A 17,253-nucleotide genomic window follows, 5' to 3' on the forward strand; every position below is an offset into this window, starting at 1 on the left:
CTGGCCCACCACTGTGCCACGAAGTACTGCAGCCCCTCTCGCCCCGAAGCAGGGGAGTAGCAGGCCAAGTCGTAGCAGAACTGACGCTCAGTAAGGTAACCGAGATGGTGGGTGCGACCGAGGGCGGTTCCATGAGCTCCCGCCCGGAGAGGCTGTACCCCCGCAACGGGTCGAGCACTGCCGCGCACCGGTACGTGAAACGGCCTCGCTGCTCGTTCTCGGCTCCTCACTGATAATGATGTCCGGTCTCCGGTTCGTCCGCCAGCTGACCCAGGCGGGGAAGCCGGGTGCTGAGCGTCAACCGGGAGTCGACCCGGGGGCGGCGGGCACACCGTCACCGGCATCACTCCGCCGCTCTGTCCGGCCCCCACCGCTGTCGCAGACCTACTTGGCGTCCCTGCCCCTCTCCCCGTCGCTGGCGCGGCGGGCTGAGCGGAGCTTGAGGACGAGCGGCAGCAAGAACCACGCTGCGCCGAACCACACCATGACGGCTCCGACGAGCAACTCCGCCAGAGTGTCGGTGAGGACGGTGTGCAGCAGGAGCAGAAGTGTGCACCCGATGGTGAGCGCGAGCAACACCATGCCGCACACCATGAACCGGCCCGCGATGACGACCACTTCGTCCTTCATCTGGGACCCCGAGAGGAACCGGTGCAGCGCGACTGGCGCTATGAGCGCTCCGATGGCGGCGGCTCCGAGTACGACGGTGACCACGTAGACACGGTGATCGAAATCTCCCAGGCGTTCGAATCGCTGAGTGAAGGCGACGCTTAGTAGCTGTTGTCGTTCCGATCGTGCGGGGTGGGCGTCGAACGGGAGTCTCGATCGGGTGACCGTGGCCGGCTGCGGGCATGAAGGCAGGGCCTCTTGGTAGCTCGGGGTTGCGAAGCCAACCGAGATCCAGGAGACCCTGTTGCCGCAGTTGTACGTGCTCGCGCCGGTGGAGTTCAACTCGGCTGCTCTGTCGTGTGATTGTGTCGCTCACCGGTTCGGGAATGCGGCCGACCATCCGGAGCGTGTTCGGCGGTATCCCTCGGACATGACGGACGCGGAGTGGGCCGTGGTCCGGCCGCTGCTGCCGGTGCCGGGCTGGCTGCGAGGTCGGGGCGGGCAGCCGGAGGCGTACTGCCACCGGGCGATGCTGGACGCGATCCGCTATCTGGTCGACAACGGGATCAAGTGGCGGGCCATGCCGGCCGACTTCCCGCCGTGGGACCGGGTCTATGCGTTCTTCCGCCGCTGGCGCGACCACGCGCTGGTCAGAGAGTTCCACGACCGGCTGCGCGGCCGGGTCCGCGAGGAGTCGGGGCGAGATGCGGAACCGACGGCCGGCGTGATCGACTCGCAGTCCGTCAAGGCGGACGCCGTCGTCGGCGCCGACAGCCGCGGCTTCGACGGCGGCAAGCTGATCAACGGCCGCAAACGGCACGTGGTGGTCGACACCCTCGGCCTGCTGCTGGGCGTGATGGTCACCGCGGCGGACATCGGCGACCGCGCCGCCGCGAAGGTGCTGCTTGAGCGGGTGACCGACGCTCACCACCGGCTGGAACTCGTCTGGGCCGACGGCGGCTACACCGGCAGCCTCGTCAAGCACTGCCTGGCCGCGCTCGCGCTGGTCCTGGCGATCGTCAAGCGGAGCGACGACATGCGCGGCTTCGTGGTGCTGCCCAAGCGGTGGATCGTCGAGCGGCTCTTCGCCCACCTGATGCGAAGCCGCCGTCTGGTGCGTGACTTCGAACGATCCATTAGCAGCGCCGAGGCGATGATCTACTGGTCGATGACCATGATCATGACCCGCCGCCTGGCCCGCTCACGCTCTGCGCGAGGGTGAACCGGCCCGGTGCCGACTCGGCCAGCCAGCCCCGCGCGACCAGGCGTTTCGCCTTCGACCGCAGCCCCTCCACCTTGGCAGGCACCACGTCCAGGCCGAACGCAGTGGCCATCTCCTGACAGGTCAGCGGCCCTTGACCGAGACGGCCCCGATCCTCGATCGCGGCCAGGATGCGCTGGTAGTCCACCGACAGTGCCGTCCCGGCCAGCCCCTCGCGCCACATCGGAACCTGCGACCTCGCCTTCACCACCAGAGGTGCAGACGCCTCCACCTCGGTTCCCGTCACAACACCCTCCGGCACGTCAATGGCGCCCACGCCGGCTGAGTCACCGCCCGGCGCGGACAGCACCGCACCGACACGCTCGCGGGCGATCGTCCACTCCGACCACTCCTGCTCGGCCACCGCGAGCTCGGCCTGGATGCGGTCCGCTTCCTCACGCAGCCCGTCCACACGACGACGAGCGGCAAGCTCGTGCTGTTCCAGCAGTCCGACAACCGACGGCATCCACGGCCTCCACGAGAGCGACGAAACGACACCCCATCACTCCCACACCGACGCCGCCCCTACCCCTGACCAGCGAAAACACAGTCGTCAGACTCGGAAAGACAACAGCGTCTGAGAAGGAAGCCGAAGAGGATCTGGATGCCGGTCTGCGCGACCCGTGTCTCCTGAAGGATCTCGTTCCACCGGCGGTTGACCCGCTCCCTGGGGTCCTCCCACGAAGGCTTCTCCGAACCTCTGTCCTTCTCACGCCCCAGACCGCGGACGCCCGTGCCGGGCGCCCGCGGTCTGCCGTTCTCGCTGTCCGAGGGCGCGGAGTCCAATGACTTCATGTCGCCTCCTCTCATTGGCACACGTGTGCCCCCAGTGGATTCGGCTACGCCCTCATCAGGGCCGGAACCCGAACGAACCTGCAAGGTGCGCGTGCGTGGGGCACAGGGAGATTCGTGGCCCGTACCTCACCGCTGCTCTGACTCTCATCAGAGCACCAGAGGGCATGCCGCAGGCTTTGCGATGGGCGGCTGAGGAATTCGCTGACCAGTGTGGGCCGACTGGGCATGCTCGTCCGTCCTTCTGCAATGGCTAAGGATCGAGGCCTGCGACGAGCTGCTACTGGGCGTGGAAGGCCGCATCCGGGAGCGCGTCTCCGACCATCGGATTCGCCTCCACGCCAACTACGGCCGGCGCACTTCACCGTCACGGAAGCCCGCCGCAGGCGCGATGCTGAATAGGTCGACATGCGCGGGCCCTCCCGAGGCGTCTCCAGCAGATATGGCTGCAGGTCAGGGAGACGAAGGAATCGTGGAGTTCGGCGCGGCGTCCCCAGCGGATGGCGAGGCGTTTCAAGTGGTGAAGCAAGGCGAAGAGCCGCTCGACGACATAGCGGAGTTTGCCCAGGCCTTTTGACGTTCGGGCGGCCCTCCCTGCAGATGGCGGGATGGACCCGGTGCCTGGTGCAGCTCGTCTCGATGCGGGTTGGAGGCGTGGCCCTCGCAGCCGAGCGGGGCTTCGGGGGGTTGTGGTGGCGCGGTGCCGAATTCCTCTACCGCGTCGGTGGCCTCAAGCGCTGAGCACGCAACTGGCCCCGGGCCGCCGACTACTTGTATGCCTGGCTCAGCGCCCAGATCGCCCAAACGATCACAGTCAGCGGAATCAGGACAGCCGCGGCGCCGAGCACGACACCCGCCCGCGCCCGGAAGCGATTGGCTTCCTCCCGGCACCGCATCCTGCGCAGAGCGATGATGCCTGAGACGACCGCAGAGATCCCCACGGGCACGATGAAATACACGGGCAGAAGGCGGAACCATATCGGGACCGGAGGGGGAAGAAAGGGGCAGGCCATCATCGATACAGCCGCAGCGCCCAGTACAAGTGCCGTCGTCCCCGTCGACTCCTGCTGCGCCGCCACCTGTTCGCTCGATCCGGCTATCTGCTCATCGGAACTCATGTTCGGGATGTCAGGCAGTAGGTATCGCGCTCCGCTTGGGTGCGAGTACCTAGGTTGTCCTGAGTAACCCTCTGCCGGACCACAGCGAGTGGGACGAAGCACAACCACCGACAGTTGCTGGAAAGGCGTGGGCACGCGGACGGTGGAGCAGATCATCGCCAGTGCTGCCCGGTGCTGGGCTGCTCACGCGTACGCGGACGTGCTTTACTCCGCGGCCTGATGATCTGCGGGTCCTTGTCGGTGATGGTTCGGCATCGTGGTGTGAGCGAGGTAGTCGCGCCGGCGCCACCGCACCCCGGACGTGCTGATCGTGTACGTGCGCCCGTTGTCCTCCAGAGCGAACGTCGCCAGCTGCCCCGTGGACACGTCCGTGAGCGGTGTCGAGCCGGCCTGCCACGCCTGGAGGGGGAGCTCTCCCGTTGAGTGCGGACGGGTGACCTGGCGGCTGCTCCACGAGGTCACCCAGTCCAGCAGCAGCCCCACAAACGCCTCAGACGTCAGAGGCGGGGCAAAGGACGACGCCAGCACCGCTTCCCTGCTCGGAGCGTGCGCGGTGACCGCCACCCCGGTGATCGCCTTGGTGGCGCAGCCGATGAACCAGGTGCCCCACGGCGTGACCAGCTCACCCGCCACATCGACCTCGACAGGCACATGCTTGTGATCGCCCTCCCACACCGCGTTGCGGTGCGTCGCCGGCCACTTCCCGAAGAGCGACTGGTTCGCCAACCGCATCCGGGCCAGGCACGCCACCGTCCACGCGATACTGGACGCCGGCCACAGCCGCCGCTCCATCGACCGCCAGCTCCGCATGACCCACCGCACCGTCAAAAGCCTCGCCAACGCCGCCAGGCCCGAAGACCTCTTCCACGGGCAATGGCAATACAACCGGACCTCCGCTTTGGACGACTACAAGCCCTACCTCGACGAAAGCTGGAACGAGGGCGCAACCAATGCCTGGAAGCTTCTGCAAGGAGATCGTCCCGCTCGGCTACAAGGCAGCTACGGGATCGTCAGCGCCTACATCAGGAAGAAGCGCACCTCACCCGGACCGATCACCGCACAGCCACCGGCGCCCCGCCTGGTGACCACATGGATTCTCAGCCGCCCAGAATTCCTCACCGAGATCGAACAACTCCGGCTCAAGACGGCCTTGGTCAACTGCCCCGAATTCGACGCCCTTGCCGGTCACGTCAGGTCCTTCGCTCAGATGCTCACCGAGCGCCAGGGCGAACGACTTCCGCAGTGGATCGGCAGATGTTCGGCCGGGCCGGCTTCGCTCTCCTGCGGAAAAGAGTTCTCCTGGCCAGCTGACCACACCCACCCATAGGGTGACGGGGACGAGAGAAGATGCACTATGGATCCCCGCATACCCCGCCTGCGTCGCAAGCTGGCAGCGATCCCGTTCCAACCACTGCGCAGCCACTCCTTCGGTGAAGAGCAACACCAGTTCTGCCTTGGTCCGAAGCTGGCGGAAACACGCGTCACTGCGTTTGAGGCCGAGCACAACATCGTCCTCCCCGGCGCCTATCGGCAGTTCCTCACGCACATCGGCGGCTCTGGCGCGGCGCCGTTCTACGGCCTCATGCCGCTGGGTCAATGTTGCCTGCTGGTCATGAATCCGTGCGGAGAGCCAGGAACACCCCGTGGCTTCGACGACGCAGGACCCGGGGATCACGAAGGCGACCTCTTCCTCCGCGTTATCGAGATGGGCTGCACCGACGTATGCCTCATCGCAGTGACCGGTCCCCTCACCGGTCGCGTCCTGATTGGCAACAGCGACGGGTTTTGGGGCCCCAACGTCTCCTCCGCCACCGACTTCCTCGACTGGTATGAACGCTGGCTCAACCATATGAGCGCCGGACTCGACAACCGGGCCCTCGAACTCACTTCACCTCGACTCCGTGCCCATCCAGACCGTCATCGCATGGCCCCGAAAATCTGACTGCCCGTAACTACTCCACGGAAAGTGCGCCAGAACCCGAGCTTGGGCGGGTCTGTCAAACGAGCGGTGTAACTCGGGTTGTTGAGGGTTGTTGAGGGTTACTGGCGTGCTGCGGAGAGTCGGCCGTCGAAGGTGATGTCGAAGGCGTTCAAGGCTGTCTTCCAGCGCATGGTCCAGCGGGCCTGGCCCTTGCCGGTCGGGTCCAGCGACATGATCGCCATGTAGACGCGCTTCAGGGCGGCCTGCTCGTTCGGGAAGTGGCCGCGGGCTTTCACCGCCCGTCGGATCCGCGCGTTCACGGACTCGATCGCGTTGGTGGTGCAGACGATGCGTCGGATCTCGGTGTCGAAGCGGAGGAAGGGAGTGAACTCCTCCCAGGCGTTCTCCCAGAGCCGGACGATCGCTGGATACTTCTTGCCCCACGTGTCGGCGAACTCCGCGAACCGCTCGAGTGCGGCCTCCTCGGTCGCCGCGGTGTAGACGGGCTTGAGTACCTTGGCGATCTTGTCCCGGTCCTGGCGGGCTGCATAGCGGAAGGAGTTCCGCAGCAGGTGGACCACGCAGGTCTGGACGGTGGTGCGGGGCCAGACGGCCTCGACTGCCTCGGGCAGGCCCTTGAGCCCGTCGCGGACGGGCATGAGGACGTCGTTCACTCCGCGGTTCTTGATCTCGGTGAGGATGTGCATCCAGTGTTTGGCACCCTCGCCGCCGTCGCCGGCCCACAGCCCGAGAATGTCCCGCCGGCCCTCGGCCGTGACGGCCAGGGCAACGTAGATGGGCCGGTTCGCCACGGCGCCGTCGCGGATCTTCACGTGGATAGCGTCGATGAAGACCACCGGATCGACTGAGTCCAGGGGCCGGTTCTGCCATTCGGCCATGCCTTCGAGGACCTTGTCGGTGATCGTGGAGATCGTCTGACGGGACACCTCGGCGCCATAGACCTCGGACAGGTGGGCCTGGACCTCACCGGTCGTCAGGCCCTTCACGGCGAGCGAGATGACCATCTCGTCGACGCCGGAAAGGCGCTTCTGGCGCTTCTTGACGATCTTCGGCTCGAAGGAACCCTCGCGGTCGCGGGGCACGGTTATCTCCACCGGGCCGACGTCGGTCAGCACGGTCTTGGCTCGGGTCCCGTTGCGGCTGTTGCCGCCGTTCTTCCCGGCAGGATCGTGCTTGTCATAGCCGAGGTGGTCGGTGATCTCACCCTCGAGAGCGGACTCCAGGAGTCGCTTCGTCAGCTGCTGGAGCAGCCCGCCCTCGCCGGTCAGCTGCAGGCCCTCGGCCTGAGCCCGGCCCACGAGCTCGTCGATCAGCCGGTCATCCACAGACTTCGGCGGCACCGGCTCAGACGGCTCGACAGTCTCGGCCTCGGTCACATTGTTGCTGGTCATCGATGCATCTTCCATGATCGGGAGTAACACCGAACGTTTTACAGTCCCGCGAACCCGACGTCACGCCGAACAGGAGGTGTACAAAGCGAAAGCAGGGGCAGATGAATATTTTTGACGTCTTGTTAGTGGCGTAGCTCACGCTAGGTTTGCGAGCGGCAATCCTTCGATTTGGGCGTGATTGCCACGGCTTGTGACCTTCCTCTCCTCGTTATCTTCATGTCTGCACCACATGAGTGGCATGCGCACTGCAAGAGACCGAGGAATGATGACGCTTCACATACCCGCGCCAGAAGAGCGCGGCCGCCCCTGGTCGGGGGCGAGCCTGCGCTACATCGCGGGCGGTATCGCTCTTGCCCTGGCGGTGACGCTCGTTGACGGGACGAGTACCGCGTTCGCCGACGCCCCCCGGGTGGACAGCGCCCCGAAGAAGCCGGCGGCGACTCAGGCTGCGGACATCCCTTCCGCCCGGGTGGCCGCGAGGCTCTCTGGCAAGCGCGTCGAGGCCCTCTCCGAGCGTACGGAGACTTCAACGACCTGGGCCAACAAGAACGGTTCGCTCACCACCGAGCTCACCGCCGGCCCGATGCGGTTCGAGGACGAAGTCACCGGTGAGTGGAAGGGTGTCGACCTCGACCTCGTCCGTGACTCCGACGGCTCGATCTCGCCCAAGGCTCACCCCCAGGGGCTCGAGCTCGCGGGCAAGACCGGCACCCGCGCCACATCGCTCAAGTCCGCGCAGAGTTCCAAAGCCACGGATCTGGTGACCCTCGGTGAGGGGGATGAGCAGATCACGCTGCAGTGGAAGGGCGGCCTGCCCACGCCGAAGCTCGACGGCACCCGCGCCACCTACGCCGAGGCAGTCCCCGGCGCGGACGTGATCGTCGAGGCGACACGCACCGGCTACGAGCAGTTCGTCGAAATCCAGAAGAGCCCCGCCTCCGCCGGCTACACGTACACGCTGCCGCTGAAGGCCAAGGGCCTGAAGGTCAAGCAGCAGGCGGACGGAAGCCTGCTGTTCACAGACCGGAAGAACAAGAAGCGGGCGGTTATGCCCGCCCCGCTCATGTGGGACGCGAAGGTCGACAAGGTCTCCGGCGAGCATGTCAACCGGGCCAAGGTCGGCATGAAGGTCGTCCAGCACAAGGGCTCGGTCGACCTGGTCCTCACCCCGGACGCGAAGTTCCTCGCCGACCCCGACACGGTGTACCCAGTGACGGTGGATCCCTCCACTTCCGCCCTGGGCAACGTTTTCGACACCTACGTCCAGCAGGGCGAAACCGTCGACTGGTCCGCCGACACCGAACTGGACCTCGGTCACCCCGGCACGACCAACGGTGACGGCACCCCGCGCACCGCGCGTTCCTTCATCACCTGGAACACCGCCCCGATCTCCGACGCCCTGGTCTCGGATGCGAAGCTGAGCCTGTTCAACTTCCACTCCGGCAACACCACCTGCACGGCCCAGTCCTGGGAGGTGTGGTCCGCCGGCAAGGCCTCCACAGCCTCCCGGTGGACCTCGCAGCCCGCCTGGACGGCGAAGAAGGCCACCTCCACGGAGACCAAGGGCAACCCCTCCTGCACCGCAGCCCCCGACGGCTGGATCAACGCCGACGTCACCGACCTGGCCCAGGAATGGGCCTCGGCGAAGAACGCCACCTCCGGCATGGGCCTGCGAGCCACCAGCGAGACGAACACCGCCCAGTGGAAGCGGATCAACTCCGCCAACAACGCAGCCAACCCGCCCAAGCTGGTCGTCACCTATAACTACCGGCCTCGCACGGGCACGAAGCAGGAGGCCGGTCCGCCGTACTTCTCCTACGGCGGCGCCTACACCGTCAACACCCTCACCCCGACCTTGCGTGACACGTTCGTCGACTCCAACGGCGACAAGGTCAACGGCACCTTCCAGATCTTCGACAACGCCACCAACACCCAGGTCGGCGACGTCATCGTCTCCCCCTACGTGCCCTCCGGCCAGGTCGCCTCGGTCAAGGTCCCCGCCGGTGTGCTGACCAACGGCAAGACGTACAAGTTCCGCACCAACCCCTACGACGGCGCCCACTACAACGTGGGCTGGTCCGCCTGGAAGACCTTCACCGTCGACACCGCCGCCCCCTCGGCCCCCACGAAGATCGTCTCCACCGACTACCCGACCAACGCCTGGGTCAAGGGCACCGGCCAGGCCGGCACCTTCACCGTCACCCCGCCGGCCGCCGACCACAACTGGCTCGAATGGTCACTGGACGGCGTCACCTGGACCAAGGTCACCACCAACGGCGCCGCCGGCGACAAGCCCATCTCGATCGCACCCGCCCGCGACGGCACCCACACCCTTCAGGTGCGCTCCGTCGACAAGGCCGACAACAAGTCCGAGGCGATCGAGTACACCTTCCACGCGGGCCCCGGCGGGTTCATCCAGCCGAGCGAGGGCGAGCGAACTGCCCGCCGTGTGCCACTGGTCGCCGAGGCCGACGCAGCCAAGTACGACAGTGTCTCCTTCTTCTGGCGCCGTTCGGAGGCCGACCCGTGGGTGAAGATCCCCGCCGGTGATGTCACCTCTGGCGGCACCGCCTTGACCGCTTGGCCGGTAGCTCTCAGCGGCGGCAAGAACTCCACGCTGGCCTGGAACGCCACCAGCACGGTCGACCCCGACGGCACCGTACAGATCAAGGCTGACTTCACCGGCCCCAACAGTGCCGCAGGCAGCACCCAGCCACTGACGATCGTCGTCGACCGCAATGCGGACGGCGCGGCGTCCGATGAGATCGGTCCTGGCTCGCTGAACCTGCTCACTGGCGACTACACGCTCTCCGAGAGCGATGCCTCGTACCTCGGCCTGTCCGTGAACCGTACGGCGTCCTCCCGGACCCCCGACGCCGGTGCGAAGCAGGAGGGACAGGCCGCCATCTTCGGCAAGGAGTGGACGACCGGCACGGCGGCGGAGCTGACCGACTCGGACTACAGCCACCTGCGCCAGACGTCCGCGACCGCCGTCGTAGTCATCACCGCTGACGACAGCGAACTGCACTTCACCGCCAACGCTGCCAAGACCGGGTGGATCCCAGAACCCGGTGCCGAAGATCTCACCCTCAAGGGCAGTGTGAGCGGGAGTTTCACGCTCTCCGATACCGACGGGGCGGTCACCGCCTTCACCAAGCCCGACGCCGCCGCCTCCACCTGGCAGGTCTCCTCTACGCTGCTGGACGGCCTGGCGAACTCCACCACCACCGTCGTCTCCGAAACGGTGACCGTCGACGGCAAGAAGCTGGCCCGCCCTAAGCGGGTCATCGCCCCGAGTTCCGGCGCCACAGTCGCCGCCTGTACCGGGGATCCGGCGACTAAGGGCTGCCGCGCCCTGGAGTTCGTCTACGCCACCTCGACCACCGCCACCAGCAGTGCCCTTGGCGAGATCACCGGACAGGTGAAGGAGATTCGGCTGTGGTCCACCGCTCCCGGCGCGGCCGCGGCGACCAGCAAGTCGGTCAGGATGTACCTCTATGACGAGTCGGGACGGCTCCGTCAGTCGTGGCATCCGCAGATCTCTCCCTCGCTCAAGACGGAATACGCCTACGACGGAGTGGGCCGCGTCACCCAGGTAACGGCTCCCGGCGAACTGCCGTGGAACTTCACCTACGGCAAGGCCGGATCCAGCAGTTCAGCCGGTGACGGTATGCTGCTCAAGGCCTCCCGTCCTGGCCTGAAGCAGGGCACCGCCGACACCGTCGAGGGTGAGGCCGCCACCACCGTCGTCTACGACGTTCCACTCAGCGGGGCCAACGCCCCGTACCAGATGGCCGCCGCGAATGTCGCCACCTGGGGGCAGGCGGACGTCCCCACCGACGCCACCGCAGTCTTCCCCGCCGACGCGACACCAGCCGGCAACTCCGGCGATAGCCTCGGCACCGGTTCCTACACCCGGGCAGGCGTCACTTACCTGGGCATATCCGGCCGCGAGGTCAACAGCCTCACCCCCGGCGGACACGTCACCACCAGCGAATCCGACCGCCATGGCAACACCGTCCGTGAACTGTCGGCAGCCAACCGCTCCGTCGCACTGGGCACTACACCCGCCGACAAGGCGACACAAGCCGAACTCGGCATCGGGCAGATGACCTCGGCCGAACGAGCCGAGCTGCTGGCCACCCGCTCGGTCTACAACGAGGACGGCACACGGGAACTGGAGGAGTTCGGCCCGTTGCGCCGAACCGACCTGACCGCGGATCTCAAGTCCGGCGCCACCACCTTGGTGGCCGCCGGAAGCCCCGTGACCGCTCGTAGCTGGACGGTCAACGCATACGATTCCGGACGCCCGACCGACGGCAGCGCCACAGTCAAGGACCAGGTCACCAAGGTCACGACCGGGGCCCAGGTACGCGAGCACCCGGGCGTGCAAGGGGACACCCGGGTAAACCAGACCGCATTCGACTGGGCTAAGGGCGTGGCCACCAAAACGGTCCAGGACCCGGCAGGTCTGGCGATCACCACCTCGACCGAGTACGACGCCCAGAGCCGGGTCACCAAAGAAGTTCCGCCCGGCTCCACCGGTTCTGACGCCGCCGCTCGTGTGACCACCTACTGGTCCGCCACGGGTACCGGCGCCTGCGCCGGACGGCCCGAATGGGCCGACCTGGTCTGTTCCGTCGGCCCTGCTGGCGCGATCACCGGCGGGGGAGCCAATCCCACCGCGTTGCCGACCACCACCACGGAGTACGACTGGTGGGGCAACGCGGTCAAGGTGACCGACGTCGCTAACGGCGTTACCCGCACCACCTCCACCAGCTATGACAGCGCCGGCCGTCCGGTCACCGAGAGCGTCACCGGAGGCCTGGGCCAGGCCGTGCCCGACAGCACCATCGAGTACGACCCGGCGAGCGGCAAGACCATCAAGACAACCTCGCCGACCGGCGGGACGATCACAGAGGCGTTCGACAAGCTCGGCCGACAGATCTCCTACACCGACGCCGACGGTGGAGTGACCACCACCGAATACGATCGGCTCGACCGCCCGGTCAAGAGCACCGACAACAGCCCGTCGACCGTCACCTTCACCTACGACCACGCCGCCGAACCGCGTGGCCTGGTAACGAAGACCACCGACTCCGTCGCCGGGGTCTTCACCGCCGCCTACGACGCCGACGGATCCGTCGCGTCCGAGAAACTGCCCGGCGGATACACCCTCACCCAAACCGAGGACACCACAGGGTCGGCGACCGACCGCACCTACACCCGTGACAGCGACGGCACCGTCCTGGTCTCCGACACCGTGACCGAGTCCGTGCACGGCCAGGTCACCACCCACGCAGGCTGGTCCGACCAGAGCTACGGCTACGACGCGGTCGGCCGGCTCACCACGGTGCAGGACACCGCAGACACCGTCTGCACCCGCCGTACCTACGGCTTCGACCAGCGGACCAACCGGACCTCCCTCGGCACAGCCACCGCAGCACCGGGGACCGACTGCCCCACCACCGCGGGCACCACCAAAACCTCCACCTACGACAGCGCAGACCGCCTCACCGACACCGGCAACACCTACGACGCGTTCGGACGCACCACCGCTCTGCCCACACACGGGACCGTCGGCTACTTCGCCAACGACCTCGCCTACCAGCAGACCGCGAACGGCAAGCGGCAGACCTGGCAGCTCGACGCCACCCACCGCTTCCGTTCCTGGAAGACCGAAACCGGCAACGGCACCACCTGGACGCAGACCGGGTCCAAGCTCAACCACTACGACGGCGACGGCGACAACCCCCGCTGGATCGTCGAGGACACCGCCACCGGCACACTCACCCGCAACGTCGACTCCGCCGCCGGTGACCTCGCGGCGACCACCAGCAAGACCGGCGACGTCGTCCTGCAGCTCACCAACATCCACGGTGATGTCGCCCTTCAGCTACCGCTGGCCACATCCAAGGCGCCCGTCGCCCTGGACAGCGACGAGTACGGCAACCCGCGCGACGGGCAGGCCCCTGCCCGCTACAGCTGGCTCGGCGGCAAACAACGATCCGCTGAAACCCTCACCGGACTCACGCTGATGGGCGTGCGTCTGTACAACCCGACCACCGGGCGCTTTCTGTCCACCGACCCGGTCTACGGCGGAAATGCCAACGCCTACGACTACGTACACGCAGACCCGGTCAACCGCTTCGACCTCGACGGCAAGTGGAGCTGGCGCAAGGCATGGAAGAGCACCAAGCGATTCGTCAAGAAATACAAGTGGGACATCGCGCTGACTGCGGCTAGTTTCGTCCCGGGACTGGGTGCTGCAGCCTGGGCCTATCGCGCCTACCGGGTGGTGCGGGTGGCACGCCTGGCCCACAAGATTAATTATGCTCGCGGCAGCATCCGGGCCACGCGTGCCACCTCCTGGCTCGCGGGCCGAATGTGGACCGGCCGTGGCGCCGTACGAGGGGTGGCCAACAATGGTGCCAGGATGTGGTCGCGGGGCAAGTACTCCTACCGGTCAGCTGCCCGGAAGGGTAAGTTCGGCAGGTCCTCGAACCTCACCTGGGGAGCGAAGAACCACCACAACTACTTCAACTTCCACATCAACCACGTAAGGATTTCGCGGTGGGGTCGGTACTGATAGACCGCTCGTCCTGGCCACAGGACGGCAGGATCGGTCGTATCACCGCAGGGGAGTACGCCGGGTTGTACCTGCTACTCGCTGCGGAGATCAATGGCTCATGGGCCTTCTACATCAGTAAAGACCCGAGAACCGGGAAATCCGACGAGCTTGCGCACGACGACTTCTGGGCCGAAGACGAGGGCGCACCTCGACTCGTCGAGGAGATGGCGGTGGAATGGGCCGCCGACTCGGAAGACGAGGCGCTGGAAAAAGAGATCTTCGACATCCGCAGCGAATGGCACAAACGGCGGCGTAGAGGCTCCGTGATCCGGTCACTGTTCCGACGTCCGGCGCAGTCCGACTGACCTACCTGGGGCCGCCGGCCGGAGCAAGCTTCCGGCCGGCGGCCCCACTCGTAGAATTGGCCGCAGTTGTGGATAACCGCTGCGAGGGCTCACAGGCCGGCAGCTGTCGGCCGGTCCGCACGTCTGTATCTCGTGAAGGCAGCAGGAGAGTCCAGGTCGCACCCCTGACCTGCGAACGTCGAGCGTCACGGCCACAACGCCGAGCCCCGCGCCTCCAACTTGAGCCCGGGGCTGTGCGGGAAGCGGTCAGAGGTTGTCCGGGGCGGCCTCAGTAGCCGGTGTCACGCCCAGTCCACGCCCAGGGCGGCGAGAGCGGAGAGCTGATCGGCAGTGAGCCTGTCACGCCTGGAACGCATGTTCGAAATCCATACGCCCAGCTTCACGGCCACCGGCTCCGCCTCGCCGTCGACCGCGATCTCTTCGCCGTGGCCGCGCGGCACCGGCCGGTCCGCGCCCTCCCGTTCCACCCACTGAGCGAGAGCCGCCAGGCCCCGCTGGAACGCCTGCTGCGCCTTGCTCGGGCCCTTCGTCGCGGACGTCGTCGCCGGGGCGGGAGGCGGGGTCTCAGCGCCCTTGATGCCCAGCTTGGCCAGCCGTTCCCGCTGTTCGGTCGACAGCTGCGCCCACGTGCCCGGCTCCTGCTGCCGCCACCGCCACTTGCCCACGTCATCGCCCTCGAAGATGACGCCCGGCGCGATGTAGGGCAGGACGCCGTCGGCGTCGACCAGGTCCGCGAGGACGCGGTAGTGGCGCTGCCAGTCCAGCGGCCAAGGGCAGTCCCAGTCCGGGTCGATCGCCGTCAGCTGCTTGGCGCGCTCCTCCGCCCGCCCCGCGTCCTTCCCCAGGCCGCCCTTCCGGCGCAGGTTCGCGAGATGCTGCCCGACCGGCACCATCGCCTCGCCCTCGCCCCACACGGCGTCCTGCCGGGGTGCGAGGTGCCCCGTGGCCCGCCGGTAGGAGCGGAGCGCGGCGAGCTTGTTCTCCCAGGCTTCCTCGCCGGGCTCCCAGACCATCCCGGCCTCCGGCGCGTCCAGCAGGGTCTTGCGCCGTTCCTCGAGTTCGCCGGCGCGCAGGGCCTTGCGCTGCTGGTGCACCCATCGCCCGAGGGGGAAGTCCTTCGTGACGCCGACCTCGGTCTCGACGTCATACGGGACGGCGTGGACGCCGGTGATCTCGTTCTCCGCCCGCCAGCGGATGAGGGCCTGGTAGCCCTCCAGCCACACCAGGGACTCCGGCCGGTAGACCCGGGTCCGGAGGAAGGCCGCGATGGTCGCGGCGTCGCGGGGGCTGGAGAAGTGGAGCAGGGCGGCTTCGGCGGCAGCCTGGGTGTCGTCGTCCTCCTGGTCCTCGCCGTCACCCTCGCCGCCGACGGTCCCGACGATCTGCCCGTCCTCGTCACGCCGGACGTGGACCTTGCGCTTCCCGCTGGTGAGCGCGCGGGAAGCGAGCTGCTCAACAAGTCGCTCATCATGACTGCGCAGGCCCTGGAGGACCGCCACAAGGGGGCGGAAGCTGGCGCTGGCGACCATGTCGGTGGGGTCCTCGTTGGGCTCCAGGAACACCGGCACGATGATCCTGGCGACCTTGGTGGAGCCGTCCTTGTTGAGCCGGAGCGCCCGGCCGATGTTCTGCACGATCTCCACCTGCGAGCCGCGGGTGTCCGCGAAGCAGACCGCCTCGACTCCCCGCTCGCCGGTGATGTCGACGCCCTCACCGAGGACGCGAACGCTGGCGAGGAACGCGCGGTGCACCCGGTGCCCGGTGGCGTTGATCCCGTTGGCGAACTGGCGCAGGGCCTCGCGCCGCTCGGACACGAGGTGGTCGCCGCACAGCCAGGCCGACCACACGCGGTCCGGGGGTACGTGGCGGCCGGCCTCCAGCTCGTAGAACTCCGCGTCGATGGAGGACTTCGGCAACGCGTCGGCAGCAGCCAGGTCGGCGTCGGACGTGTCGTTCAGGTACAGCTCGGTGGCCGTCTCGGGGAGCTTGTCCGCGAACGCGCGGGCCTCTTCGACCTTCTGGTGGAACGTCATGACCGTACGCAGGTTGTACGCCGCGGCGTGCTCCAGGAGCGCGGTCTGCAGAAGCGCCAGGCGCCGGCCCCGCCGCGCCTCTTCGGACTCCCCGAGAATCGGCGAGGGATCCCGGATCTCCAGCACGTCGATCTCGAACCCGGCGAGGATCTCCCGCTCGATCGCCTCCGAGAGCCCCAGCTCCGCGAGCCACGCGCCGTACGTGCCCTCCGGGTCATCGGCCATGGACGCGATCTCCGCCTCCTGGCTGGGCGTTCTCGCGTTCTTGTCTGGTGTGGTTCTCGTTTCAGTGTCCGGGTGGTGGATGCGGTTGAGTGGGCCGTTCGGCGTTGTTTTGTGGGGTGTCCGGGGTGGCGGTCGGAGGTGTTGGGGCTGGACAGTGAGGTGAGGGCAGTTGGTCAGTGGTTGAGAATTGGCTGGTCATCAGGCTGAAGGCTCCAATGGAGTAGTCTCCTTGTTGATCGTTTTTGGTGGGCTGCAGGTGCCCGTTGTGGTGGGGGGCGTGTTGGTGGGGGCTGCGGCGGATGCTGAGGTGTTGCGGCCGGTCGCGGGATATCAAGCCCGCGCACGACAGCATCCACAGCTTCGATCTGGTGAGGTCGGAGCGTGAATCTCTCTGCACTCGCCATATCGGATCTCCGAGAATCCAGGAATGAACGGTCGGCCATCAAAGGCAGTGGCAATCTGTTCGGGATACTACACAGCACATCGATGATGCATGATGTGACGCATGTGAGGTTGATGCACGGGTATCATCGTAGCGGATCGGTGTTCACCAGAGGGAGTTTCAGGCGATCTCGTCCTGGCGATGGAGTCGCCCCGAGCAGGGGTGATGGTCTGTCTGGTGCGGGTGGAGCGAAGCGGAATCCGCACCCTCAGGTCCGGGGCCGGCACTCGGTCCAGGGTGATGGGGTGTCATGGCTCGGGGGTAGATGTGTTCTCGGGATGCTACACAGACCAGCGGTGATGCACCGTCACCCTGTAGCCAGCCGTTCCGGCGGAGCCGGAACCCGGGTGGGGGAGCGAAGCGGACCCGCCCCGCTGTTCGGGCTGGAGCGAAGCGGAGGCCCGTGGATTGGAGCGAAGCGGAAATCAGAAAGCCGCGAAGCGGCTTCCATCACTTCGGCCGGGCTGCGAAGCAGCCGGTTCACTTCCCATCGCGCAGCGATGA

General features: G+C 67.0%; 9 protein-coding genes and 4 pseudogenes. 6 read left to right on the plus strand and 7 right to left on the minus strand.

The window, feature by feature from the left end; genetic code table 11:
• Positions 1-145 precede the first annotated feature (145 nt).
• A pseudogene (locus RLT59_RS37685) lies at positions 146-432 on the plus strand (NAD-dependent protein deacetylase 1); the annotation flags it as partial.
• On the opposite strand, the pseudogene RLT59_RS37690 reads toward RLT59_RS37685, so the two are convergent.
• A pseudogene (locus RLT59_RS37690) lies at positions 385-777 on the minus strand (DUF6328 family protein); the annotation flags it as partial. The pseudogenes RLT59_RS37685 and RLT59_RS37690 sit on opposite strands and share 48 nt — an antisense overlap.
• Before the next feature lie 262 nt (positions 778-1,039).
• Here RLT59_RS37690 and RLT59_RS37695 point away from each other — a divergent pair.
• Positions 1,040-1,831, plus strand: a complete 792-nt coding sequence (locus RLT59_RS37695; protein ID WP_311304303.1) for an IS5 family transposase — start codon at positions 1,040-1,042, stop codon at positions 1,829-1,831.
• On the opposite strand, the gene RLT59_RS37700 is transcribed toward RLT59_RS37695, so the two are convergent.
• From RLT59_RS37700 to RLT59_RS37720, 4 genes and pseudogenes are all read right to left on the minus strand, one after another.
• The gene (locus RLT59_RS37700) at positions 1,788-2,336 is read right to left on the minus strand and encodes a hypothetical protein (protein ID WP_311307551.1); all 549 of its coding nucleotides are present in this window, start codon (positions 2,334-2,336) and stop codon (positions 1,788-1,790) included. The two genes, RLT59_RS37695 and RLT59_RS37700, sit on opposite strands and share 44 nt — an antisense overlap.
• A gap of 113 nt (positions 2,337-2,449) precedes the next feature.
• A pseudogene (locus tag RLT59_RS37705) lies at positions 2,450-2,590 on the minus strand (DUF6328 family protein); the annotation flags it as partial.
• Between the two features lie 839 nt (positions 2,591-3,429).
• Positions 3,430-3,780 (minus strand): G protein-coupled receptor family protein, encoded by a 351-nt coding sequence (locus RLT59_RS37715; RefSeq protein ID WP_311307552.1) that lies wholly within the window; start codon positions 3,778-3,780, stop codon positions 3,430-3,432.
• Between the two features lie 204 nt (positions 3,781-3,984).
• Positions 3,985-4,590: a hypothetical protein gene (locus tag RLT59_RS37720; protein WP_311307553.1), complete on the minus strand. Its 606-nt coding sequence runs from the start codon at positions 4,588-4,590 to the stop codon at positions 3,985-3,987.
• Between RLT59_RS37720 and RLT59_RS37725 the strand changes: the two genes are divergently transcribed.
• Both RLT59_RS37725 and RLT59_RS37730 read left to right on the plus strand, forming a co-directional pair.
• Entirely contained in the window at positions 4,589-5,107 is a 519-nt protein-coding gene (locus RLT59_RS37725; protein ID WP_311307554.1) for a hypothetical protein, read from the plus strand. The genes RLT59_RS37720 and RLT59_RS37725 overlap by 2 nt on opposite strands.
• 27 nt (positions 5,108-5,134) lie before the next feature.
• Positions 5,135-5,722: an SMI1/KNR4 family protein gene (locus RLT59_RS37730; RefSeq protein ID WP_311307555.1), complete on the plus strand. Its 588-nt coding sequence runs from the start codon at positions 5,135-5,137 to the stop codon at positions 5,720-5,722.
• A 98-nt stretch (positions 5,723-5,820) separates the two neighbouring features.
• Here RLT59_RS37730 and RLT59_RS37735 read toward each other — a convergent pair whose 3' ends face one another.
• Positions 5,821-7,113, minus strand: a complete 1,293-nt coding sequence (locus RLT59_RS37735) for an IS256 family transposase (protein ID WP_311307556.1) — start codon at positions 7,111-7,113, stop codon at positions 5,821-5,823.
• Between the two features lie 265 nt (positions 7,114-7,378).
• Here RLT59_RS37735 and RLT59_RS37740 point away from each other — a divergent pair, with 265 nt between their 5' ends.
• Complete coding sequence (locus RLT59_RS37740) at positions 7,379-13,702, plus strand: DNRLRE domain-containing protein (protein ID WP_399127042.1); 6,324 nt, start codon at positions 7,379-7,381, stop codon at positions 13,700-13,702.
• Positions 13,687-14,049 carry a hypothetical protein gene (locus RLT59_RS37745; RefSeq protein WP_311307557.1) on the plus strand — a complete coding sequence of 121 codons (363 nt, stop codon included), beginning with the start codon at positions 13,687-13,689 and terminating at the stop codon, positions 14,047-14,049. Before RLT59_RS37740 ends, RLT59_RS37745 begins: the two co-directional genes overlap by 16 nt.
• 281 nt (positions 14,050-14,330) lie before the next feature.
• On the opposite strand, the pseudogene RLT59_RS37750 reads toward RLT59_RS37745, so the two are convergent.
• Positions 14,331-16,328: pseudogene (locus RLT59_RS37750) on the minus strand (Helicase associated domain protein); the annotation flags it as partial.
• Positions 16,329-17,253: the final 925 nt, after the last annotated feature.

Origin of the sequence: Streptomyces sp. ITFR-6 (assembly GCF_031844725.1) — a bacterium.
Taxonomy (GTDB): Bacteria; Actinomycetota; Actinomycetes; order Streptomycetales; family Streptomycetaceae; genus Streptomyces.

Coding starts and splice junctions, on each gene's coding strand:
- RLT59_RS37725 (WP_311307554.1), top strand. CDS start 4,589: ATGACCCACCGCACCGTCAAAAGCCTCGCCAACGCCGCCAGGCCCGAA.
- RLT59_RS37740 (WP_399127042.1), top strand. CDS start 7,379: ATGACGCTTCACATACCCGCGCCAGAAGAGCGCGGCCGCCCCTGGTCG.
- RLT59_RS37720 (WP_311307553.1), bottom strand. CDS start 4,590: ATGCGGAGCTGGCGGTCGATGGAGCGGCGGCTGTGGCCGGCGTCCAGT.
- RLT59_RS37730 (WP_311307555.1), top strand. CDS start 5,135: ATGGATCCCCGCATACCCCGCCTGCGTCGCAAGCTGGCAGCGATCCCG.
- RLT59_RS37700 (WP_311307551.1), bottom strand. CDS start 2,336: ATGCCGTCGGTTGTCGGACTGCTGGAACAGCACGAGCTTGCCGCTCGT.
- RLT59_RS37715 (WP_311307552.1), bottom strand. CDS start 3,780: ATGAGTTCCGATGAGCAGATAGCCGGATCGAGCGAACAGGTGGCGGCG.
- RLT59_RS37735 (WP_311307556.1), bottom strand. CDS start 7,113: ATGACCAGCAACAATGTGACCGAGGCCGAGACTGTCGAGCCGTCTGAG.
- RLT59_RS37695 (WP_311304303.1), top strand. CDS start 1,040: ATGACGGACGCGGAGTGGGCCGTGGTCCGGCCGCTGCTGCCGGTGCCG.